The organism is Nocardiopsis alba DSM 43377 (assembly GCF_000341225.1).
Taxonomy (GTDB): Bacteria; Actinomycetota; Actinomycetes; order Streptosporangiales; family Streptosporangiaceae; genus Nocardiopsis; species Nocardiopsis alba.
In genome coordinates, this window is the sequence record NZ_ANAC01000011.1 from 221,021 (window position 1) to 244,960 (window position 23,940).

At 69.6% G+C, this 23,940-nt stretch carries 15 protein-coding genes and 1 riboswitch; of the genes, 9 read left to right on the forward strand and 6 right to left on the reverse strand.

The window, feature by feature from the left end:
• Positions 1-11: 11 nt before the first annotated feature.
• The 5 genes from D451_RS0110810 to D451_RS0110830 all read right to left on the reverse strand — a co-directional run bounded on the left by D451_RS0110810 (position 12) and on the right by D451_RS0110830 (position 7,283).
• Positions 12-1,457 (reverse strand): DUF6177 family protein, encoded by a 1,446-nt coding sequence (locus tag D451_RS0110810; protein ID WP_017534407.1) that lies wholly within the window; start codon positions 1,455-1,457, stop codon positions 12-14.
• Positions 1,458-1,565: 108 nt separating this feature from the next.
• Positions 1,566-2,399, reverse strand: a complete 834-nt coding sequence (locus tag D451_RS0110815) for an immunity 49 family protein (RefSeq protein ID WP_017534408.1) — start codon at positions 2,397-2,399, stop codon at positions 1,566-1,568.
• A 330-nt stretch (positions 2,400-2,729) separates the two neighbouring features.
• The gene (locus D451_RS0110820) at positions 2,730-3,620 is read right to left on the reverse strand and encodes an immunity 49 family protein (protein ID WP_026124982.1); all 891 of its coding nucleotides are present in this window, start codon (positions 3,618-3,620) and stop codon (positions 2,730-2,732) included.
• A gap of 21 nt (positions 3,621-3,641) precedes the next feature.
• Positions 3,642-6,806 (reverse strand): hypothetical protein, encoded by a 3,165-nt coding sequence (locus D451_RS26405; RefSeq protein ID WP_017534410.1) that lies wholly within the window; start codon positions 6,804-6,806, stop codon positions 3,642-3,644.
• A gap of 135 nt (positions 6,807-6,941) precedes the next feature.
• Positions 6,942-7,283, reverse strand: coding sequence for a DUF6507 family protein (locus D451_RS0110830; RefSeq protein WP_017534411.1), 342 nt, complete (start codon positions 7,281-7,283; stop codon positions 6,942-6,944).
• 765 nt (positions 7,284-8,048) lie between these two features.
• Between D451_RS0110830 and D451_RS0110840 the strand changes: the two genes are divergently transcribed.
• The 5 genes from D451_RS0110840 (at position 8,049) to D451_RS0110860 (ending at position 12,018) form a co-directional block, all read left to right on the forward strand.
• The gene (locus D451_RS0110840) at positions 8,049-8,378 is read left to right on the forward strand and encodes a hypothetical protein (RefSeq protein ID WP_014909589.1); all 330 of its coding nucleotides are present in this window, start codon (positions 8,049-8,051) and stop codon (positions 8,376-8,378) included.
• 25 nt (positions 8,379-8,403) lie between these two features.
• Entirely contained in the window at positions 8,404-8,697 is a 294-nt protein-coding gene (locus D451_RS0110845) for a pore-forming ESAT-6 family protein (RefSeq protein WP_014912421.1), read from the forward strand.
• Positions 8,698-8,746: 49 nt separating this feature from the next.
• A complete protein-coding gene (locus tag D451_RS0110850) occupies positions 8,747-9,724 on the forward strand; it encodes a TNT domain-containing protein (protein WP_017534413.1) in 978 nt (325 codons plus the stop codon).
• Positions 9,725-9,808: 84 nt separating this feature from the next.
• Positions 9,809-11,134 carry a type VII secretion integral membrane protein EccD gene (gene eccD / locus D451_RS0110855; protein ID WP_014913391.1) on the forward strand — a complete coding sequence of 442 codons (1,326 nt, stop codon included), beginning with the start codon at positions 9,809-9,811 and terminating at the stop codon, positions 11,132-11,134.
• Positions 11,135-11,145: 11 nt separating this feature from the next.
• The gene (locus D451_RS0110860; RefSeq protein ID WP_017534414.1) at positions 11,146-12,018 is read left to right on the forward strand and encodes a coiled-coil domain-containing protein; all 873 of its coding nucleotides are present in this window, start codon (positions 11,146-11,148) and stop codon (positions 12,016-12,018) included.
• Between the two features lie 2,223 nt (positions 12,019-14,241).
• Here the strand turns inward: D451_RS0110860 and D451_RS0110870 are convergent.
• A complete protein-coding gene (locus tag D451_RS0110870; protein ID WP_017534416.1) occupies positions 14,242-15,003 on the reverse strand; it encodes a hypothetical protein in 762 nt (253 codons plus the stop codon).
• 230 nt (positions 15,004-15,233) lie between these two features.
• Here D451_RS0110870 and D451_RS28795 point away from each other — a divergent pair, with 230 nt between their 5' ends.
• The 4 genes from D451_RS28795 to D451_RS0110890 all read left to right on the forward strand — a co-directional run bounded on the left by D451_RS28795 (position 15,234) and on the right by D451_RS0110890 (position 23,840).
• Positions 15,234-18,149 carry a sigma-70 family RNA polymerase sigma factor gene (locus D451_RS28795; protein ID WP_026124983.1) on the forward strand — a complete coding sequence of 972 codons (2,916 nt, stop codon included), beginning with the start codon at positions 15,234-15,236 and terminating at the stop codon, positions 18,147-18,149.
• A 187-nt stretch (positions 18,150-18,336) separates the two neighbouring features.
• Positions 18,337-20,037: an NYN domain-containing protein gene (locus D451_RS0110880; RefSeq protein ID WP_017534417.1), complete on the forward strand. Its 1,701-nt coding sequence runs from the start codon at positions 18,337-18,339 to the stop codon at positions 20,035-20,037.
• Positions 20,038-20,063: 26 nt separating this feature from the next.
• A complete protein-coding gene (locus D451_RS0110885) occupies positions 20,064-20,636 on the forward strand; it encodes a hypothetical protein (protein ID WP_014908700.1) in 573 nt (190 codons plus the stop codon).
• Between the two features lie 319 nt (positions 20,637-20,955).
• Positions 20,956-21,155: riboswitch (cobalamin riboswitch) on the forward strand.
• 144 nt (positions 21,156-21,299) lie between these two features.
• A complete protein-coding gene (locus D451_RS0110890; RefSeq protein ID WP_017534418.1) occupies positions 21,300-23,840 on the forward strand; it encodes a ribonucleoside-diphosphate reductase subunit alpha in 2,541 nt (846 codons plus the stop codon).
• Positions 23,841-23,940 lie beyond the last annotated feature (100 nt).

Sequence of the window (23,940 nt, forward strand, 5' to 3'; positions counted from 1 at the left end):
GGCGCCCGGGGTCAGTCCCCCGGAGCGGGTGCGTTCTCGGAGGAGGACCCGGGTGAGGAGACCGAGTCGGGGGTCAGATGCGTCATCAGAGCCCGGAACCGCGGCCAGGACTCCTCCTCGATCCCCGTGCCCACCGAGTACCAGAGCGCCGGGGCCATCGGAGAACCGAAGGGGACCGGACGGACCGGGGCCTTGACCGCGTGCTCGGTGCCGACCTCGGACACCGCCTCCACCCCCAACGCGATCCCCACCGGGATGGGCGGCCCCACCCAGTGCGGCGCGTACGTCAGGTCGGATCGGCCGTGCAGCCGGTGCACCGTCAAGGTCCGCAGCAGCTCCCGTTCGGTGAGCGCCTTGACCAGAGCGGAAAGCGCGGACGGGTCGTGCTCCTCACCCTCGGGGAAACCGATCACGCACGAGATCGCCTCACGTACCCCCGAGGCGGTCCGGCTGACCCGAACCGTCCCCTCGAACGGGCGGACCCCCTCACCCCGAAGCCCGGAGAACACGGCCAGCGTGGGGCGGGGCGCCCTCATCCGGACGGTCCGGGTGAACACCGCGCGGCGCCACTCCTGGGTGAGCGGTTCGGCCGTACCCCAGACCGCCGGGCCGGCCCCGGCGAGGATCTCGCCGATCAGCTCCACCGCCTCGCCCAACACCAGCCCGTTCTCGGCGGGATGCTCCACGGTCAGATCCACGAGCAGCTGGGAGGCGTGATCGGCCCGGTCGGGCCGGTACTCCTCGAGCGGGCCCTCCTCCGCCGCCTCCCGGTCCACGACGAACGCCTCCCGCTCGTCCCAACGCAGCGGAAGCCCGGAGAAACCGTCGTAGTAGCGGTTCCCGGGGGCCTGGACCACCCAACGGGCGGCGGGCGAACGCAGGGTTCTGGCCAGGGCGTGGGTGAGACGGGCGGTATGCGGGGTGAGGAGCTGGAACCCCGTCTCCTCCTGGGAGTGGTGGGACATGGCGTCCACCACCCAGGGGGACAGCGGGACCAGGGGACGGTCCTCCACCATCACCGCGGCCCGCTCGGTGACCGCCGCGATCGCCGGCCGCTCGGAAGAGCCGGTCAGGAAGGGGGCCGGGGACGGCAGCGCCGGCTCGGGCGTCCACACCACACCACCGAGCCGATCGGTGAGGGAACGCGCGAAACGGGACACCACACCGGTGGGGTCCACCCCGGGAAGATGCGTCCCGCGCGCCTCCACCCAGTACGGCTGCGCGGGCAGGTCGTCGGCGATCTCCGAGGCGAGCAGACGATCCGCCTCCGTCGCCAGGGTCAACCGCTGGGCGGCCTGCATACTCGCCACCACCCGGCCCTCCTCGTCGAGGAGCTCCACCAGGGCGCCGTCGGCGACCATCCGCACGCGCAGATCCCGGTCGGCGGCGGCGAGCGCGTGGATCAGGGCACGTCGGTCGGGGGCGGTGGGCACCAAGGCGACCACGTTGCGGCTCAAAGGGGGCTCCTCAGGGCTCGGCGGGGTGGGAGGACAGGGGCTGAACGCTCACGCTAACGCCTGCCCCTCCGCCCTCGGCGACCGCGTGCGACATCGGCGGGCGAAGGGTCAGATGGGCATCTCACCGTGACGGGAGCGCTCCAGGATGTGCTTCGGGAAGTAGGGGGTGTCGAGGTCGGGGTTGAAGTCGGTGCCTTGGGCCATGTCGTAGGCCAGGCAGGCGATTCCGAAGAGGGCGAGCGGGATGGTGCCCTCTTCCTCCCGTGCTCGTTCTTCGTCGGCGGTGTAGAAGGCGTGGAAGAGACGGAGACCTTGTTCCATGGCCTCGTCGAACTTGGCGGTGTCCTGTTGGGCGAGCCGGTAGAAGGAGTTCATCACCGGGAAGACCAGCGAGTTCAGGCCTTCGGCGTCATTGATGGTGGCGTTCTCCGGCCGGGACAGGTCCATGGCCTGGTAGAGGTTCTCGCCCAGGGTGGGCCTGTTGAGGATGAAGTCCTGCAACGCGGCGATCCAGGGGTAGACGTACTCGTCATAGGCTCCGCCGTTGTGCTCACTGGCCTCACGGATGAACTCCGGGGAGATCTGGCAGAGCGAGGCGACGCGTTGCTCGTCTCGGCAGGTGAGGGCCAGGAAGAAGGCGTTCAGCCAGGGGCCCGCGCCGCAGGTGTAGCCGAGGGGTAGGTGGTGCAGGGTGCGGGTCTTCTGGTTGATCATGCGTTCGGTGGTCTGGTCCGGTTCCAGGACGCACATGGCGAAGGGTGCCTCGGCGATCTGCATCCAGGTGGTCCAGGTCTCCCAGGTCAGGATCTCCGCAGCCCTGGGGTCCATCGCCAGACAGGTCATGGCGTTCGAGCGGAGTAGGTCTCCGGCCATGCCGGCCAGCCAGGGCTTGCCGATCAGGCTCTGTACCTCGCCCTCGGCTTCTTCTGGGAAACCTTCCATGAGCCGGTAGAAGTGTGGCCTTCCGGTGTCATGCTTGGGGATGTCGGCTAGCAATTCGGTCTCTTCCTAGAGGAGGGGAGGGGCTCTCGTCATTGTATTCTCCCCATTATAAAGATTCGATGGCAATAGAAAATAATGATCGCCTCCTGGTGTCATGCCATGGCATGACACCAGGAGGCGTCTCCCGATTCCTCTGGTGAAAGAGCGGGGTCGAGGTGGGAGAGGCATCCATCAAGGATGTCTCGGGTATTTTGAGGCTTCGTTGATTTCAGTCAAGCCATAGGGGCTAATTCGTGTTGGCCGGTGCTTTCACTCCTTCGGAATTTCGGGTCAGATAGGAATGTCGTTGCGGCGGGTTCGGTGGAGGATATGTACGGGGAAGTAGGGGGTGTCGAGGTCGGGGTTGAAGTCGGGCACTACCTGGGCGAGGTCGTAGGCCAGGCAGGCGATTCCGAAGAGGTGGGTCGGGATGGTTCCGTAGATGTTCTCGGCTCGTTCCTCATCGGCGGTGTAGTAGGAGTGGAAGAGGCGTAGGCCTTGTTCCATGGCCTCGTTGAACTTAGCGGTGTCCTGTTGGACAAATCGATAGAAGGCGTTCATCACCGGAAAGACCAGTGAATCCAGAACCTCGGCCCTGCTGATGGTGGCATTCTGCGGCTGGGAAAGATCCATGGCCTGGTAGAGGTTCTCGCCCAGAGTGGGGCGATCGAGGATGAAATCTTGAACCGCTGCGATCCAGGGATAGATGTAATCGTCGTAACCTCCTCCCTCGATCTCGGAGGCCTCACGTAGGAACTCTGGAGAGATCTGGCAAAGGGAGAAGACGCGCTTTTCATCCCGGCAGGTGACGGCGAGAAAGAAGGCGGTCAACCAACCTCCGGCATCGCATGCGTTGCTGGGTGGGAGGTATTTCAGGGTGCGGGTCTTCTGGTTGATGAGGCGTTCTGTGGTCTGCCCCGGCTCCAGAGTGCACATGGCGAAGGGTGCTTCGGCGACCTGCATCCAGGTGGTCCAGGCCTCCCAAGTCGTAATCTCTGAGGCCCTGCGGTCGACGGACAGATAATTCAAGGACTCTAGGCCGACGGCGTCCATGGCCATACCGGCCATCATTGGGCTATTTATCAGCCAAGAGACTCTTTTTTCTATCCTTTTTTCAAAGAACTCCATGTAGTCCCAGAAATGCGGCTTTCCGGTGTCATGCTTGGGGATGTCAGAGAGCAAGTTCTACAATCCTTCTAGTTGTTATTTTTGGTAGACGTCGTAGAGGCTGTACGCGACTCCGCCGTGTTTTCCGTCCTCTGTGGTCACGCCCTTGACCTCTGCGTAGTAGAGGTTGCCTTTGTCGAGGGCTTCGAGTAGTTTTTCTGCCAGGTGCATCTCATTGATTTTACCTGTGGTTGAAAGATCTGCGCTCGTGTCCTTTGGGGCGTTGGGAGTGTCTCCTCTTCTGAGCATTTCTGATATTGTCGCCCGGAGGTACGGGTAGGTTCCTTGTTTGTGTCGTACGGTGTGGGGGCCTGACCCGTTTTCTTCGGTTGTTCCGGAGTTCCGGCTTTCTGTGGTTGCTTCGGTGTTTTCGCCTCTCGGTGTTTCGACTTTTCGGTGCCCCAGGGATGTGTCAATATCTCCCTTTGCTTCAGTGATAACGAATATGTCCTGGGGTTGCCAATGGATCATATCGAATTGGTAGTTTTTCCCGCCCGGGGGAGACTCGAGTCTCTCGAGAAGATTCCCTTCCTCGACCTTGGGTAGTATGATCTCTTCTTTGTTTCCCCAAGGATTGGGGGTTTTTACTGAAACAGTAGTCTGTCCGTCGAAAATCTTCGGCGCGTAGTGATTTGCGGATACCTCGCCGTAGGTCTCTGAGGCCGAGGACATTAGGCCATTGATGGATTTTCCGTCCTCGTTCGTGCTTGTAGTTTTATTGTTGTTTTCGTGGATTGCATCGAGTCTCTTTTGTGCCAGATCATCTAGTTCGGGCTTCTTTGGATCATTTGGGTCGGCCGGGAAGAGAATCTTCTTTTCTTGAGATATGTATGTCGGATTGGGCCCTGTTGGGATTGTATCCTTGGTTCTGAAGACTCCGTTCTCGTCCCTGTATAGCTCGGGGATCGTGTGCCCATCGATTTTGTCGTCAATGCTATGTCTGATGCCGTCCTTTCTGTAGAAAATCTCCCTGAGTTCGGTGAACTTGTTGACTCGGTCGACAAATTCATTAATGAATGCTTCTTTTGTTTTTCCGTATAGGTCCCTGATGTACTTCTCGGCCCGCTCCATCCTCTGTTGTCTTCTCTCCTCATCCCGGTCAGGGCGCCGTTCGGGCTTGTCGCCGTTGTCGGAGGAGGAGTCGTCGGTTCGCCCGCTGTCGCCCTGGTCCTGATCCCTGACCGGGGTCGTGCCGTCGGGGCGGGTCTCCGAGTCGGACTTGTCGTTGGGCCGATCGTCGGTGTCGGTCCTGTCGTTGGGGCGGTCTTCAGCGTCGGATCGGTCGTTGGGGCGGTCCGAGGAGTTGGGGTCGTCGGGGAGCCGGCCACCCGGGACGCCGCCATTACCGTTGCCGTTGCCGGGGCCGCCGGTACCGCCACCGCCCCCGCTGCTTCCGTTGCCGCCGAGGGTGCCGCCACGGCCGGATTCTGAGCCGAGAAGGTGGTGTCCACCGCTACCGCCGGTGCGGGGGGTGTCCATGGGGGAGCCGGTGGTATCGGTGCTGGCGTTGACGTGGCCGTTGTCGCTGTGGGCGTTGACCTTGAGGCCTCCGCCCTCAGCCCCGACACCGGCTCCGACCTTCTCCTGAACCGGTGCCTCGACGCGGGCGGGCTCGCTCTCGTAGCGCTGCACCGGGGTGTCGTAGAGGCTCGACGCGTCGTCGGGGACGGTCTGCTCGGCGACCCACTTGTCCTGTTCCCGCTGGGCGCCCTCGCGGACGGAGTTGGTCGACTCCTGGTCGATGCCGTCCAGGAAGTCCTGGGTGTCCTCGAGCTGTCCGGCGGTGGGGTTCTCGGTCTCGTCGTCCTTGCGGCCGACGGGGGAGCGCCGCTCGGTGCGTTCCGTGTCGGGTGTGTTGCCCGCGGTGGTGGGGCGGGCGCCGGTCCCCTGGGTGTCGGTCTCGGAACCGCCGGGTCTGCCCGTGCCACTGCCGTCGCCGCCACCGCTGCGGGCGGTGGAGAGCCGTTCCAGGGACTCGTTCATCCGGCCGAGCGCGGAGGTGTCGAGTTTGGCGGCGTCCACTCCGCTCAGGTCCACCGGGGTGACGGGCCCGTCGCCGTAGCGGGGTATCCGTGCCAGTTCGGCCTGACTGAGTCGGGGGGTGTCCGGGGTATCCGGGGTGTCCAGGTCCGGTGTGCGGCCGCCGCCCACGGAGCTCAGCACCTTCGAACCCCGCCAGGCCAGCAACGGAGCGCCCACGACAGCGCCCACACCGGTGGCGCTGAGGGCGACACCGGCCACGACCGAGCCGATGTTGAGCGCAGCGGTGCCGATGGTGTACCAGGGCCGCTCGCCCCATTCCTCCCACGGCACCATCGCGTGCGCGGCGTCCCGCCAGGAGTCCTTCATCGTGGAACCGGACCAGCCCCAGCCCTCCTCGTCGCGGCTGAAACCGGCCATGGCGGCCGCTCCGTAGAAGGCGTCCCCCCAGTATTCGGCGAGGTTGTCCCCCCAACTGGCGCCGAACCAGCCGTTGGTGGCGCTGTGGATACCGATCGCGCCGCCCGCGTCCTCGGCTATACCGACGAAGAAGTCGCCGACGGCGTCGCCGGCGTCGTTGTACCAGGCGTGGTCGGTGTCCTGCGGGCTCCCCCACTCCGGGGGCAGATCGACCGCCCCGTCGAACCCGTACGCGAATTGGCCTTCCGCGGGTGGGGTCCCGTCTGTCGAACCGGCGACGAACTCGGTGCCGCCGAACTGCGAGGTGATGGCGTTGGCACAGTCGCGGGCGGCCTCTTCATAAGCGAGGACCAGCGCGTCTCGACGTTCCAAGAGTTCATTGTGCTTGACGACGTCGGGGCTCTCCTCCTTCCAGAACCAGAACCCGCTGCCGTCGCGCCAGCCCTCCTTCTCCCCGTAATCGATACTGCTCAGGAACTCGCGGGCCTCGGTCCGCAGGGCGTACCAGTCCTGTTTGATCTCGGCGACGCGTTCGGCGAACGCGCTGAGCGCGTCGCCCGTGGTGGAGAGGGCGGTGGAGACCTCTTCGGCGTCACCGGTGAGCGGGCTGAGGACGGTGAGCAGGTCGGCACTCTCGGGCGCGGAGTAGCAGCTTTCGAGACCGCTCCACGAGCTGGTGATGTCCCCGACCACGGTGGTGAGCTCATCGCCCTGGCGCGTGAGCCTGCCCGCAACGTAGTCGAGTGAATGGGTGAGGGTCTCGGGGATGGGGAAGGAGTTCGGATCGATCAGATTCGACAAGGGGGGTCACCATCATCTGTCAAAGGAGGACCATGGGGTTTCCAGAGTGGGGACCGGCTGACGGGGCGGAGCAGCCGGTCCCGAGAGGGAGGGGTTCGTGTCGGGGTGAGATCGGCCGGAGCGGAACGGAGCCGGCTAGGGCTCGGGGTCGGGGATCACACCCGCGTTCCTCTGTGCTTCCTCGGCGTTCTCCAGATCGCCCTCGATGTAATGGATGGTGGCCTGGGTGGCACCGGAGATGGCGGACGTGGTCAGTGACGCCATGCCGCCCAGGACTCCGAAGTAGTGTCCGGCGAACTCCATCAGGGCCATGTTGACGGCGTCGTCCTTGGAGTACTCGCCGGCTTGTTCGAGGCTGTCCTGGAGCTCGTCGAAGATACCGACGAAGCCCTCTCCACTGCCCTCTTCGCCGAAGTGGCCGGCGACGGTCTCCAGGACGACGCCCACGGCCTCGGTATCAAGGTTCCACTTGGACATGGAACGTCTCCTCTCGTGTTCGTGGCGGTGCCTCAGTCATCGCGGCGTGAGAAGGCTTCGGGGCGGAAGCCGGTCGGTAACACAGAGGGGGTGGATGCCGAAGGTGTGTGCTCTGGATCGGATGAGGCGATGGACTCCCACATCCGGTCGAGGGTGACGCGGAGGGCCTCGGACTCCGCGCGCACACGCCCGCGGGCCCGCTCCGCGACGACCCTCACCGGGGGGAGGCCCGGCTCGTGCTCGGTGGGTTCGTCGGATGAGGAGGGCGTCGGTTCTGGGAGATCGATCAACTCGAACTTCACGATGTTCTCTCAGACGTGTGACAGGCCGGATCGGTTCTCGTTCCTCCCTCGTCCTCGAGGGGCATCCGGGCGGAGCGGGAGGAAGGTTCGTCGCCGATGTTGGCACAACCAGGAAAGACGGGAGAAGCCGGTACGAGGGGGGAGTTTTCAAAACCCGCTCTTACCTGCGCGAATAGGGGAGAGGTGGCGTGCATCTCGCTCCGCCTTTCTTCGTTCGTCTCAGGAGTCGCCGGATGTCTCTTCGGTGATCACCGGCCTCGTCCGGCCTCCCGTGTTACGGGGCCGGCCCGTCTCCTTTTCCGTCACCCTCCACTTGTAGGATGCGGTTTCTCCCTCTCTGGGGCATCGTGTTTCTTGTACGGCTTTGTTGTTCTTCCGAACCGTCGGTGCTTCGCGCGCGTCATCCCTGGTACGGGAGGCGACGGCCTCGCGAAGACCCCCCGAAGAAAGAACAGGTGAACGGATGTCACGCTGGGAAGTCGGCGACGCGACGCTGACCACTCTCGGACAGAACACCGCGGGCTCGGGTGACGAACTCAGCTCGCTCGTCCAGCAACTCGTCCAGGCCGCCGAGCCGCTCGCCGGCAAGTTCGACGGCGCGGGCAAGGCCGCCTTCGACTCCTTCAAGGCGCGGGCCGACGGCATCGCGTCCGACCTGCGCGCGGGCCTCGGTTCCATCCAGGTCGGCCAGGAGGGCATGAACGCGGCCTTCGTCGGCGGTGCCGACACCATGGCCGACGACGCCAACGCCAACATGGGCGCGGCCAACTTCGACGGCGCCAAGTTCCGCTGATCCTCACCCCCACAGGAGAGACCAGATGAAGAACGCCTACGATCTCGGCGCCTCCCAGGAGGCCCAGGGCAACATCAACACCATCATGAACCGACTCGAAGGCATCATCGGCGAGCGCGACACCGACGTGAGCACCGCGATGTCCGAGTTCGAGGCCACCGGGGTCTCCGAGGAGTACAGCGAGAAGGAACTCAAGTGGCACAACGCGGCCAACGAGGTCCGGGAGATCATCCGCCTCGTCCGCGAGACCCTGGAGACCAACGACTCCACCGCCCAGGAGACACTGAGCCGGGCCAACAGCGCGGTCCAGAGCATCTGACCCCCGCCCCCTAAGGGCATTCAGCGACGAGAGGTAGCGAGGAGCACGGGTGGCACGCGACTACGACAGTCAGTTGCTCGAGTCCGTCGCCGTACGCCGACAACGCCTGCGCGAGGCCGTGCTCTTCGGAGGCGGACGCACGCGGCGGCGCCTGGACGAGAACATCGCCAAGGTGATCGGCAGCGTCTGCCTGGCCGCGGTGGTCTGCGGAGGATCGGTCGGCTGGTCCTTCATCGACCACCGGCTCGGCACGCAACGCGTCGAGCAGGAGCAGGCCGCCTCCGGCCCGGCCACCCGTGCCCTTCCGCCCACCCCGGGGAACTGGGTCGGCAGCGAGGTCACCTTCGACCAACTGCGCGCCGAACTCGACGAGGCCGGGGTGGCGCCGAGCCTCTACGTGCTCCCCGGAGACCCGCGCCCCGACCCCGGCACGGTGGACAGCTACTACCTGATCACCGAGGACTCCGAGGGCTACCTCTCGGTGTCCGTCATGGACCACGACCAGGGCCGCCCCGGAGCGGAGTTCCGTACCGAGGACGAGACGGCGCGCTGGCTCCACCAGGAGCTGGCCACGGTCGAGGCCGACCCCGCGCCCCTCACCTCCGCGCAGGAGACGGAGGCCGCCGCGGCGAGCACCGCGCTGGCCGACAAGGTCCGCGACGAGCTGGAGCAGCGTAGCGGCGGTTCCTACCTGCACACCCTCGAACCCGGGGACCTGGTGGACGCCTTCGGTCAGGAGAGCGGACGTCACCTCGGCCCGGACGGCACGCCCTTCGCTGAGCGCGGCCTTCCCGAGCACGCGCGGGCCGACCCCGACGGCGAACCCCTCTACCACCGCTACCGGGTGATCCACCCCTTCCAGGTGACCGCCACGACGGCGCCCGCCGAGGGCGACCTGCCCGGGGGCGGCATCCGTTTCACCCTCGACACCGCCGGCTTCGGCGAGACCCCGCCGGCGCCGACCCTGCGCTGGCTCATCGGGAACGGCTACGTCGAACGCGTCGCCGTCACCGAAGTGCCCGATTGACCTCGGCCCGGGGCGGCGCGGTCGGACCGCCCCGGAGCCGCGACCCCCGACACGACCATGACGATCCCGCAGGATAGGAGGACCATGACCGCTTGGAGCCGCGTGACGCTCGTGGGCGAGGAGCGCAGGGTCGACGCGGTTCTGCCCGCCGACGAGCCTGTGGGCGCCCTCATGCCCGAGGTACTCGAACTCTTGGGCGACCCGGTGGAGAACCCGGCCCGGTCGCGCCACCTGGTCACCACATCGGGGACCGCCCTGGTGGGGGAGACCACCCTCGCCGAGCGGGAGGTGGCCGACGGCGCGGTGCTGCGGCTGGTGCGGGCCGAGGACCCGGTCCCCGCCCCGGTCGTGCACGAAGTGCCCGAAGCGGTCTCCCAGGCCATCGACGACCACAGCGGGCGATGGACCCCGTCGGCGGCCCGTTGGACCGCCACCGCCGCGTTGGTGGCGTTGGCGGTCCTCGGCGCCTGGCTCGGTCATCTGCACTCTCCCTCCACCGGAGGGATGACCGGCCTCGCTGTGGTCGCGGCCCTGCTCCTGGTCGCGGGCGCGGCCCTGGGCGCCTTCTGGCGGGAACCGCTGGGCACGGCGCTGTCCATGGCGGGCGCGGCGGTCGGTGTACTCACCCTGTGGCTCGCCTGCGACCTCTTCGGCTGGCCGGAGTGGGCGCGCTGGGGCGGATCGGTCGCCCTGGTCGCCGGCCTGGTCCTGATGCTCGGGCTCACCTCCGGCCTGGGCCGGGGCGGTCTGATCGGCGGTGGGACCGGGCTCGCCCTGGCCGTGGTCTGGTCGGGCGCGGCCGCCTTCGGCCTTCCGGCCCATCAGGTCGCCGCCGTCATGACGGTGGCCTGCGTGGTGCTGCTGAGCACGATCCTGAGGCTGGCCCTGATGTTCTCGGGCCTGGCGGTCTTCGACGATCGGCGTAACGCGGGCGAGGACGTGGCCAGGGGAGACGTGCTCTCCTCCGTGGCCGACGCGCACCGCAGTCTCGTGATCGCCACAGTGGCCGTGGCGGCGGCGGCCGTCACCGCCGGCGTCGGGCTGGCCTCGCAGCTCGACCCGTGGACCGCGGGGCTGGCGGTGGCTCTGGCCGTGGTCGTGGCCAGCCGCTCCCGGCTCTTCCCGCTGACCGTGCAGAAGGCCGTGCTCGTCGTGGCGAGCCTGGTGGTGGCGGGAGCCTTCCTCCTGGCCCTGACCCAGACGTACGCGTGGGGGATCTGGCCCGCCCTCGGGACGGTCGCCGCGGTCGCGGCGATCCCCGCCGTGGTGCTGTCGGTCGAACAGCCCGAACACGTGCGGGCTCGCCTGCGCGGGATCACCAGCAGATGCGAGGCGGTCGCCGTCATCGTGCTGGTGCCGTTGGCGGTGGGGGCCTTCGGGACCTACCAGCGTCTCCTCGAGACGTTCTGAGCGGGGGAACGATGGATGTCGAACAGAGGGTGAGGCCGGTCTTCGGAGACGGGTGGGCCCGGCGGGTCGGGCGCCTCCTGTTCCGGCCGCTGGGGCCGGTGGACGGGGTGGCCCGCGCGGTCGAACTCGGATCCGGGTTGCAGCGGTCCACGGTGACCGGACGCCGGATCGCCGTGGACGACGTGGGTACGGGGGCCGACGCCACCGTGGTGGCCGCGCTCATGGCGCGGGCGCTCGCGCACCTGAGGCACGACCGGGTGCTGGTGGTGGACGCCAAGACAGGGGAGCCGTCGTTGGCGACCCGGCTGGGAGCCTCTGAGCCCGGGGACCTGGGCGCGACCGACGCGGCCGCGTTCGAAACGGTCCGTGACGGCCTCGGGCAGGTCACCGATCGGCTGTGGACGGCGCGCACCGACCCCGAGGACGGCGGAACGTACGCCTCGGGGCTGCTGCCCGTGTCCCGGTTCTTCGGGGTGACCCTGGTGGCCGGTGAACGGGGCGGCGGGTTCCTGGAGACGATGGCGGCCCGCGCGCACTCCCGGGTCCGGGTGGTGCGGGCGACCCGCGAGGAGGTGGTGCGCCTGGGGCGGGAACTCGACGATGTGGCCTCGGGCGAGAACGCGGCCGAACTCGCTCGGACCGTGGTGGTCCTGGCCCGGGAACAGGACGCGGGACAGGACCTCGACGTGACGCGCACGGCGCGGATCATCGAGGAGAGCGGGGCGGCGGTGATCGTCCTACCGCCCGATCGCCATCTGGAGCAGCGGATCGAGGCGCTGCCCGACCGGATCGCGGAGAGTACGCACCGGCTGGTGCAGGCGGTGGCGGTAGAGGCGCTGGCCCGGGCCGTCGACGGTGGATCGAGCACGGAGGGTGGACGATGAGCGCGGACGAGCGCACGCCCGAGGACGACCGTCCCGAAGAGGGGGCGGCCACCTCCGAGAACGCGGAGGGAGGGCACTGGCACACGTTCCCGACCTCCTTCTCCGCTCCTTCCGGGGAGCAGGACCCCGTGGAGGGACCGGACCCCGACGACACGACCGTCCACATGAAGAGGCCGGCCCTGCCCCTGTCCGACCCTCGGGAGGCGCGGGGACCGAAGCGGGATCCCGAGCCCTCGGCCACGCCGCCTTCCCCGGAGGAACCGGACGCCGACGACGTCACCGTGCGGATGGAGCGCCCGGCCCTGCCCCTGTCCGGACCGCAGAAGCCGCAGGGACCGAAGCGCGCACCGGAACCCTCGGGTCCCCAGCGCCCTCCGAGCGCCTCTCCCGGTGCGGGGCGGACCCCGTCGGGCCCCTCCGAACGGCAGGGACCTCCGCCGCCGCAGGCACCGTCCGGACCGCAACGGCCGCACGGTCCCGCCGGCGCGCCCTCGGGTCCTCGACCGCACCCCGGGCCCCCTTCCCCACCGGCCTCCGGCCCTCGGATCCCCTCGGGACCGCAGCGTCCTCCGTCCTCGCAGGCGCCGTCCGGTCCGCAGAACCCTCCGGGGAGATCCCCGGCCCAGGCGCCCTCGGGCCCTCAACGGCCTCCCGGGCCCCCTCCGGCCCAGGCTCCGTCGGGTCCGCAGCGTCCTCCGGCCGGGCCGGTCCCTCCCGCCTCGGCTCCGTCGGGTCCGCAGCGTCCTCCGGCCGGGCCGGTCCCTCCCGCCTCGGCTCCGTCGGGTCCGCAGCCTCCTCCCGGCGGCCCGCACGGTCCCTTCTCCGCGCCGTCCGGTCCGCAGAACCCCGCGGGCCGGTTCCCTCAGCATGCTCCGTCGGGCCCTCAGCACGCCCCGTCGGGTCCGCAGCGTCCTCCGGCCGGGCCGGTCCCTCCCGCCTCGGCTCCGTCGGGTCCGCAGCGTCCTCCGGCCGGGCCGGTCCCTCCCGCCTCGGCTCCGTCGGGTCCGCAGCACCCTCCAGGACCTCCCCGGCCAGGTCCGCGACGTCCCCAGGCCGGGCCGCCCGGCCCCGCCTCCGTGCCCTCCGGTCCGCAGAACCCTCCGGGCCGGTCCCCCGCGCAGCCGCCCTCGGGTCCCCGACGTCCGCTCGCCGGGCCGCCCGGGGCCGGCTCCGCGCCGTCCGGGCCGCAGCGACCTCCCGGACCGCCCGCGGCCCAGGCCCCGTCGGGTCCGCAGAGCCCCGCCGGGCCCGCACGCGACCTCTCTCTGGACACGATGGCCGAGGCCTTCCTCATGGGAACCCCGGTCGCCCCCACGGCGCCCACCGGGCCGTCGAGGGACGTCCCACCGGAACAGCGGCCGGACACCGGGCCCCAGGCGCCTCGACCGCACCACGGGCCCCCGCCCACGCCTCCCAGAGGGGTGACGCCACCCTTCGCACCACCGGGGCCCTCCGAGACGCCCCGCCCTGCGGTCCCTCCGGCCACGCCGGGAACACCGGAGCCGGCCGTCACCCCCGCGGGCCCGCGGCCGACGGACCCGCCGTCCCCTCCTCGAGAGGCGGACGCGGCTCCCGCGACCCCTCCACGGGAGGAGGCCGCACCACCCGAACCTCCACGGGAGGAGCTCGCGTCTCCGCCGTCCCCCGCACCGGAGACGGTCACGCCCCCACCCGCGCCTTCACCGGAGACGGCCCCGGCCCCCGCCCCGGTGGAGCCTCCCGCCCCGTTCGTCGAGGGGACCCCGGCCCCCGACGGAGAGGCCGCGGTCCCGGGTTTCCACGAACCGGGTCTCGTGTCGTGGACCGGCCCCGCCTCTGAGACGGACCGATCCGCGCCGATACCGGGCGGTTTCGAGGAGCGCGTGGCGAACGTGCCTCCGGTCCCCACGTCCTTCGTCGGAAGGACGCTCTTCCGAGCGAGCCTCGGACGCCTGAAGGTCGGCTGAACCGCACGGGAGCGCCTCGGCCCGAGTGAACGGGCGGGGCGCGTCCGCCTCCCCTGTGCGAACGCGCCCCTGGGGCGCGGACGTCCGCGCCCACCGTCCGACGGTGTCCCGGGCCGCCCTCTCGAGGGGGCCAGAAGACCCGAGGATCACCGTCGGACGGGGCCGCCGACCGGCCACGCTCCGTCCCCTCAGCGTCGCGCGGCGGTCGGCGGTGCCGCTCGGCACGGGCGCCTCCCCCTCGAGGAGGGCCCTCACGCGCCGAACGGCGGTCGGAAGGTCATACGTCGGCGCGGTCACCCCCGCCGTCCAGGGAGTCGAGCAGAGCCGAGGCCTCACGGTGGGACGAGGGGAGCGGAGCCGACCACACCGCGGCCCCGTGCTCCCAACAGACCTCGTCCCTCAACCGGGTCAGGGAGCCGTTCGCGTCCGGGTCCTCGGTGGCGATCACCGCGATCCGCGCCCGATTGACCAGGCACACCGACTCTCCACGGGTGAAGAAACGACGTAGTTCGTGGCCGAGCACGATCAGCCGTGCCGTCCGCCGCCAGGGGTCGAGCGCCGGGTCCAGGGCCACCACGACCAGGTGGTGCCCGAACGCGGCCGGGACCCCGTCCTCGACACCCCGATAGAGCTCCCCCACCCGGGTGCGCAGGTATTCGCTGTTGGCCAGACCGGTCAACGGGTCCTGACAGTCGCCCCGGCTACGGCCGCCCCGCTCCCAGCCCTCCGCCAGCGAACGGGCCAGGGGGAGCGGCACCTGCTCCCAGCCGACGGCCCGGGCGAAGGCGTCGAGATCCTCCAAGGACGGACCGATACCGAACCCCGCCCGGGCCCGCGCCTCTCCGAGACGGGCGCAGGGACCGGACAGGTCGTCACCGGCTACATGAGCCGTGCACAGGGCGTCCACCGAAGGCGTCCACCAGTCCTCGAACCGGCCCCAACCCACCTCACGTGATCGACGTCTCCACGGCGCACGCAGCTCCCGGGCACGATGGAGCATTCGGTCCCGCGCTCCGGAACCCACCTCGGTCTCGCCCATTGCTTCCGCTCCCGGTCGTCGTTCTCCCAGGTGAACGAAGTCGGCCCGCGCCCCCGCGACGGGCCGTCTCCGTTCGCCCTCACCCCTAATCACGGAGATCGGTGGCGCCCATGACGCGGATACGGGATATTTTTTCGAGCACGTGTTTTCGGACGCCGATAACCCCCGCCCCCCGAACCCGGTTCCGGCGTGTGGCGGGGGCGGCCCAAGAGTTGAAAGGGCGCCGCGGGGTGACCGACGCCGATGGGGAGTACACAGAGACGCTTCTCGGGGACGCCGAGATCATCCGACAGGTCAAAGCCGGTGACAACGCGGCCTTCGGAACCCTCTACGAGCGTCACGCCGGAGCGGCCCGAGGGCTGGCCAGACAGCTCCTGAGAGGCGAGGCCGAGGTCGAGGACGCCGTCGCCGAGGCGTTCACCAAGGTGCTCAGCGTCATACAGCGAGGGGGAGGGCCCACCGACGCCTTCCGCCCCTACCTGCTCACGGCGGTGCGCAACGCCGCCTACGACCGGGGGAGAGGCGAGAAGCGCCAGGTCGTCACGGACGACATGGAGAGCTTCGACGCCGGAGAGCCCTTCGTCGACCCGGCACTGGAGGGGCTGGAACGTTCGCTGATCGCGCGCGCCTTCCTCTCCCTGCCCGAACGTTGGCAGTCGGTCCTGTGGCACACCGAGATCGAAGGGGTCAAACCCGCCGAGGCGGCGACCATCCTCGGCATGAACCCCAACGGGGTGGCGGCCCTGGCCTACCGCGCCCGCGAGGGGCTGCGCCAGGCCTACCTCCAGATGCACCTGGCGGGCAGTGGGACCGCGGAGGCCTGCCGTCCCACCATCGGCCTTCTGGGCGCCTACGTGCGCGGAGGTCTGTCCAAACGCGACACCACCAAGGTCGACCGGCACATGGACGACTGCGGCGAGTGCCGTGAGGTGTACGCGGAGCTGATGGACGTCAACGTCGGACTGCGCGGGGTCATGCTGCCCCTGGTGGTCGGCTTCGGCGCCACGGGCTACCTGGCCTCCGTCCCCGGCGCGACGGCCGGCGGCGCCTGGTGGAATCGGATGTCCCGAAGAGGGCAGCAGGCCACGGCCGGAGCCGCGGCGGCCGCCGGCATGGCGGTCGCCGTCGCCTTCGCCCTGGTCGGCGGGGACACACCGATCCCCGAGGAGCCGTCCCCGGCCGCGGCACCGCCGATCGACGCCCCCGCCGAGGACCCGCCGCCCCCGGCCCAGGACACCCCCGACGACCCGCCGCCCGCCACGCCGGACGAGCCCGCTCCGGTACCGGCCCCGCCCGCCGACGTTCCCCTGGAGGAGGTCCCGGACCCGCCCGCGCCCCAGGAACCGGACGCCCCGGCACCGGAGGATCCGGCACCGGAGGACCCCCAGGAGGACCCGCCGCCCGCCCCCGAGGAGCCCGAACCCGAACCGGCCCCCGAGGAACCGCTGCCCGAGTTCGCCGTGGGCATCGACCCGGTCGGGTCGCTCGTGCCGGGCAGCGAGGGGATCATGGTCCTCGACGTGCTCAACACCGGGCAGGACACGGCCGAGGACGTCCTCGCCCAGATCACCCTCCCTCCCGGAGTGGAGATGATCTCCTCCGGCGGAGCCGGCAACGCGGTCCCGATGGCCTCCGGTAACGGTGACTGGGGCTGTTCGGCCGGGAGCGGCGGCGGTGAATGCGTGCGTTCGGGCATGGCCGCGGGAGAGAGCAGCACCCACTTCCTCGACGTTCGGGTGGCCCCCGACGCCGACGTGGACGTGCCCGCCGGGGTCGTGATCTCCTCTGGGAACGTGAGCCATCGGGCCACCGGCGAACGCGGGGTCACCTCCGAAGGGATCCCCGCCCGGTACGCCACGGCGGGGCAGGTGCGCACGGAGGCCGTCGGCAACTCCCTCATGACCTGTACCGAACCCGAGGAGTCGAAGAAGCCCACCTGGCCGTGGCCCTGGTGGGGCACCCCCGGGATACCGGAGACCCCCGAGGCCCTTCCCGGGCCGACCCCTCCCGCCCCGACGGAGGACCCCGGGCCCACCCTCCCGCTCCCCGAACAGGAGGACGCCGACCTCGGGCGGGCCCCCGCCGACCACGTCTCTCCCGAGGACGCGGGCGAGGCCCTCGACGACCTGCTCGGCGGAGGCGGGGAAGGCACACCCGACGGACCGCCCGGATACCCGACCCCGGAGGCGCCGTCCCCCGAGGACGAGGACCCCGCTCCGACCGGACCTCCCCTGACACCCGAACCCCCCGAGCTTCCCGGGGAGACCGTCGAACCCACCGACCCGGGCGAAGACCACCGGGACGAGGACGACGAGGACGAACCGGAGGAGCACGAGGAGGGCGACTGCGCCCAGGCCCGCGCCCGCTCCGGGGAGGGCATCGACAACGACAACTGGGTGATGGCCCCGCTCGACCGCGACCAGGACCCCACGACCACCTCCTCCAGCTCCGCCACCTGGTCCCTTCCCGAGGGCGGTTCGGTCCGCTGGGCCGGGCTGTACTTCTCCGCCTCCGGGGACCCGGGCGTGCCGACCGCGCGGGTGAAGGGGCCGGGCATGGCCGCCTACACCACCGTCACCGCCACCGAGACCCGCTCCGCCGACCTGCCCGCCTACTCGGCCTACCAGTCGTTCGCCGACGTCACCGACCTGGTGCGCGCCTCCGGCGGCGGGCAGTGGTGGGTCGCCGACGTCCCCGCCCAAGAGGGGCGCGGCGTCTACGCGGGCTGGAGCCTGGTCCTGGTCCTGGAGGACCCCGCCGTGGAGGGGTACCAGCAGGCGATGGTCCTGGACGAGACCTCGGCGGTCTTCCAGGACTCGAACGGAACGGCCTTCCCGGTCTCGGGGCTGCTCCCGACGGCGGTCCGGACCGGGGTCGACGTGGTCGCCTGGGAAGGGGACGCCGAATTGGGCGGCGACCGTGTCCTGATCGACGGTGTCCCCCACGCCCCTTCCGAAGGGCCGGGAACCGTCGACAACGCCTTCGTGGGTTCCGCGCGTGGAGCGGACGGGGATCCGATGACCTTCGGTACCGACGTGACGCGATTCGACGCGGTGCTCGGCAGGGAATCGGAAATCCGAATCCTCTCCGAACAGGACGCGCTACTGGTGGGGGTCATCGCACTCGCGGCCCCTATGCGCACCTGATCCCGGTTATCGAGGCGCTGTTCACAGCGCTCGGAAAACCACGGACATCCAGGGGAATCGCCGTTGAGTAGCAAGACCATAACCGTGGGTATTCACAGGCGGAACGCAAAACCAGACGGATTTGGCTAGGCTGTGCCCCGGTCATGGATATGGCCCCAGAGATCGACAGGGAAGGGGGCGGTGTCACGTGGACCGTTGCGCGTTGTTCGTCGACGCGGGATACCTTCTCGCCGACGGCGCGATGGCCGTACACGGAACCCGTAACCGGGATTCCGTCGCCTGGGACTATTCCGGTCTCGTCCAGTTCCTCAACGAGGTCGCGCGAGACCGCACGGGGCTGCCGCTCCTGCGCTGCTACTGGTACGAGGCGATCGCCGACGACCGGAGGACCCAGGAACAGGACGGCATCGCCGACATCCCCGGCATCAAGTTCAGAGCCGCCCGGATCCGCCCGGGGCGCCGCGAGGGCGTGGAGAGCTACGTCCAACGCGACCTGACCACACTCGCCCGGACCGGTGTCCTGTGCGATGCGGTCCTGGTCAGCGGGGACGAGGACATGGCCCCGGTGGTCGCCGACGTCCAGGAGATGGGCGTGCGCGTCACCGTCGTGCACATCTCGGTGGAGGGCAACTGGACCATCTCCCGGTCCCTGCGCCAGGAGTGCGACGACCTCATCGAGATCGGCGCGGGCCACCTGCGCCCCCACGTCGAACTGCTCTCCGGCGGCGGATCCACCCAGGAGAACGCCGCCAAGACGACCACCCCCTTCGCCAACGGGCGCGCCACACCGGTCCCCGAACAGGCGCCCGCCCGCCCCCGCTCCGCGGAACGAGGGCGTCGCGCCCAGCCCGAACAGCCCGCCGACACCTCCACCGGCGGACTGGAGGCCATGTTCGCCGGCACCGGCGGACAGTCCGTCCCCCAGGGCAGCGCCATGGAGCAACTGCGCGCCATGCGACGCTCCCTCGCCCAGCAACGCGGCGACCACCTGGCTGGCTCCGGCGGAGAGAACAGGGCCTCCGGGGGCATCGACGCCAACGGCTTCCCCACCGGGGGACAACCGGTCAACGGCGCCGCCGCCTACCCGGGCTCCCCCGCGGGCCAGAACGGCCAGACCCCCTACCCGCCCCCGAGCACCGGCGCCCACCAGTCGATGCGCGGCGCCGAACCGAACGGCTACGGCCTTCCCTCGGCGCCCCCGAACGGCACGGCCCCCGGCCTCGGTACGGGCCCTGCGGGCTACGACAGCACCGGACCCCAGCCCGGGTTCGGTGGTGGCACCGGACCCCAACCGGCCTTCGGAGGTACCGGCCCCCAGGCCGCCTTCGACCCCGGAACGGGCCCGCAGGTCTCCTTCGCCACCGACGCCCCCCAGGGACCTCCGCCCCGCAGAACCCCACCCGCACCCGACCCCAGATACGGGGGCGGCCCCGGTGAGGACCAGGGTTTCGGAGGTGGGTCGGACCCAAACCCTACCTATGGGACCAGTACGGAAGCTGACGCCGCACGCCGCGGTGGCGCCGACCCCCGTTTCGGGGAGCGGCGGCCTACTGGTCCCGAGTACGACGACCGATTCGGCCCCAGGGGACACCAGGAATCCGCCCCCAGTCCTGGATATGCCCAGCAGACGGGCCCCGCCCCGCATACCGTTGATGAAGCGGTGCATGTCGCGCACAGGGAAGGGAACGACTTCGCGGAGTCGATCGCACGCGAGGCTCCGGCCCTATGGGTGGAGGCGGTTCTGGCCAGACGGCCACGAATGCCCTCCGACCTGGAGGCCCGCCTGCTTCAGGGCTCCTCGCTCCCGATCGACCACCTGTTGCGCGACGAGGTCCGTGACGGACTGCGCCAAGGGTTCTGGCAGGCCCTGGAACGTGCCAGGACCTGATCGGCGCGCGGGAGTGCGAGTAGGGGATGGGGGCGATGCGGTTGACCCACGTGACGACGGCAGAACTCGACCGGTTGGAATTCCACGCCGTCCGGTCGGGTGAGCACGGTCGGATCGCCGCCCAACTACTGGACCTGGCCAACCGGGTCGACGCGGGAAGCGAGGTCGGCCGCGCCGAACTGTTCGTGCGCGCGGGCGAACAGTGGGAGATCGCCCAAGAGTTCGAGCGTGCCTGCTCGGCCTACCAGCGGGCGATCGACGACGGCGGCGTCACCGTGATCGACCCGCACGCCCTGAGCGCGGGCGCCCTCCTGCAACTGGACGAACGCCGCCAGGCCGAATACCACCTGGAACGCCTGGAGTCGGGCGGTCCCGCCGGGCTGCCCACCCTCATCCACGTCGCCGAGGCGCTGTACGCGCACGACGACCTGGAGGGGGCCGAACGCTGGGCCACCGCGGGCGCGCGCTTCCACGCCGGATGCTCGCGGAGCCCCTACGTCGAGGACCTCTTCCTCGAACTGCTGAGAATCCGGTTCCGTATCCGATCCGACCTCGGCAGGCCCGAGGACGACCTGGACCTCATCCTCGACGAGGTGTGAACCCGGCCGATCCGCGGCCCGGAGCGTCGACGACCCCGGGCCCGCGACCGGAGGCGGCCGGCTTCGTGTGAGCTTTCCTTCCCCGCCCCGAGCGACGCGAGGGGGAGGAGGGGGCCTGCGGCGGGTTCTCGGGCGTGGTCCCGATCGCCCCGCACCCTGTGGGAGCATCGATCCCGCCGGGTGAGAGCGGCCCCGGGCGGGGCCGTCTCGCCCCCCTCATACCATGTTCGGCGGCGGGATCCGGCCACGGTCGATACGTCCGAAGAACCCGCGACACGCCATCATCTTGCGGTGTACCAACCCACCATCCCCTAGATGTAGTATCGCTCCCGCTGGTGGTTCACCGGCCCTCCGGGGCGGGTGAGGCAAGAGGGAACCCGGTGCGAATCCGGGACTGCCCCGCAGCGGTGAGTGGGAACGAAAGCCGTCATAGGCACTGGGAGCCGTTCAGGCCCTGGGAAGCGACGGTGGAGTAGGAAGCCCACGAGTCCGAAGACCTGCCACCCGCACGCACCCCAGGTGCGTACGACGACGGGGCTTCGAGGGAGAGCCGCCGCGACCCACCGGTGGACCGTACAGGTTCGACGTACACCTCCACTGCTGCGTGCCGCGTGCTCACTCGTGTGCCCCCGGGGACTCTTCTACCGAGGTTGGAGCCGCTTTATGACCCTTGACGTCGAGGCCGCGCCCGTATCCGTTCGGCCCACGCAGACCCACGAGGGTGGCCCTGGCACCGCCATCGACCGGATCGAACACGTGGTGGCCGAGGCCTGCGCGGGTCTCACCGGTGTTTCGGCGGAGAAGGTCCTCGACGAGGCGCGGCGCGGCTTCTACCCCGGCATCGCCGACTCCGAGGTCGAGCTCGCCCTGGTCATGGCCGCCCGCAGCTTCGTCGAGGTCGACCCGGACTACTCCTACGTGGCCGCGCGTCTGCTGCTCGACAAGCTCCGCACCGAGGCGCTGAGCTTCGTCTTCGACGCCCACGAGACCGCCGGGCAGACCGAGATGGGCGACCGCTACGCCGGCTACCTGGCGGCCTACGTGCGCCGGGGCGTCGAGCTCGGCCAGCTCGACCCCGCCCTGGCCGGGTTCGACCTGGACGTGCTGGGGCGGGCCCTGCACGCCGATCGCGACGAGCAGTTCACCTTCCTGGGCCTCCAGACCCTCTACGACCGCTACTTCCTGCACAGCGACGACGTCCGCTACGAGCTGCCGCAGGCCTTCTTCATGCGCGTCGCCATGGGCCTGGCCCTCAACGAGGACGACCGTGAGGCCCGCGCGATCGAGTTCTACGAGCTGCTGTCCTCGTTCGACTTCATGGCCTCCACGCCCACCCTGTTCAACGCGGGCACGGTCCGCGCGCAGCTCTCCTCCTGCTTCCTCACCACGATCGGTGACGACCTCCAGGAGATCTTCCACGGCATCGGCAACAACGCGATGCTGTCGAAGTACTCGGGCGGTCTGGGCAACGACTGGACCCCGGTCCGCGGCCTGGGCTCCCACATCAAGGGCACCAACGGCAAGAGCCAGGGCGTCGTCCCCTTCCTGAAGATCGCCAACGACACCGCCGTCGCGGTCAATCAGGGCGGGAAGCGCAAGGGCGCGGTCTGCGCCTACCTGGAGACCTGGCACATCGACATCGAGGAGTTCCTCGACCTTCGCAAGAACACCGGCGACGAGCGCCGCCGCACCCATGACATGAACACCGCGAACTGGGTTCCGGACCTGTTCATGAAGCGTGTGGAGGAGCAGGGGAGCTGGACCCTGTTCTCCCCGGACGAGGTCCCCGACCTCCACGACAAGTACGGTCTGGAGTTCGTCGAGGCCTACGAGCGCTACGAGGCCGAGGCGCGGGCCGGGCGGATCAAGGTCCACCGGACGCTGCCCGCCGTCGACCTGTGGCGTCGGATGCTCACCATGCTGTTCGAGACCGGCCACCCCTGGATCACCTTCAAGGACCCGTCCAACCTGCGTTCGCCGCAGCAGCACGTCGGTGTGGTGCACTCCTCCAACCTGTGCACCGAGATCACGTTGAACACCGACAAGGACGAGGTCGCGGTCTGCAACCTCGGCTCGGTCAACCTGGCCCGCCACGTGAGCGCCGAGGGCATCGACGTCGAGCGGCTGCGCCGTACCGTCCGCACCGCCGTGCGCATGCTCGACAACGTCATCGACGTGAACTTCTACACGATCCCCGAGGCCCGACGCGCGAACATGCGTCACCGTCCCGTCGGGCTGGGGCTCATGGGGTTCCAGGACGCCCTGTTCGAGCTCCGCACGCCCTACGGTTCCGAAGGTGCGGTGAGCTTCGCCGACGAGAGCATGGAGCTGATCGGCTACTACGCGATCGAGGCGTCCATGGAGCTGGCCGCCGAGCGCGGTTCCTACGAGACCTTCGAGGGCTCCCTGTGGAGCCGCGGCGTCCTGCCGATCGACTCGCTGCGGCTGCTCGCCGAGGCCCGCGGCGGCGACCTGGACATGGACCGCGGTGAGACGCTGGACTGGGACTCGCTGCGCGAGCGGGTGCGCACCACGGGGATGCGCAACTCCAACGTCATGGCGATCGCCCCCACCGCGACCATCGCCAACATCACGGGCGTCAACCAGTCGATCGAGCCGGTCTACCGGAACCTGTACGTCAAGTCGAACATGTCCGGCGACTTCACCGTGGTCAACGACCACCTGGTCCGCGACCTCAAGGAACGCGGCCTGTGGGACGAGGAGATGGTCGCGGAGCTGAAGCGTCACGACGGCAGCCTGGGGGAGATCGACCGGGTGCCGGACGACCTGAAGGACCTGTACGCCACCTCGTTCGAGGTCGACCCGTCCTGGCTGGTGGAGGCCGGTTCGCGTCGTCAGAAGTGGATCGACCAGGCCCAGTCGCTGAACCTGTACATGGCGGCCCCCAGCGGCAGGAAGCTGGACGCCCTGTACCGGAAGGCCTGGCGTTCGGGGCTCAAGACCACGTACTACCTGCGCGCGCAGAGCGCCACGCACGTGGAGAAGAGCACCCTCAAGGGCACCGACGGCCGGCTGAACGCGGTGTCGGCGACCCCGGCGCCCGCTCCGGCCCCCGCGCCCGCTCCCTCTCCGAGCCCCGCCCCGGTGCCGGTGGCCGAGCCCACGGCGGTCGAGGAGGAGTTCGAGATCGTCGAGGACCAGGCGTGCTCCATCGACGACCCCGAGTGCGAGGCCTGCCAGTAATCCGGCCGGGGGCGTCCGCGCGCGGACGCGGACGCCCCTCCTTCCTCGCACTCCGCCCCCGCAGAGAAGACCCGGCTCGACCGGAGAACGGACCAGTACC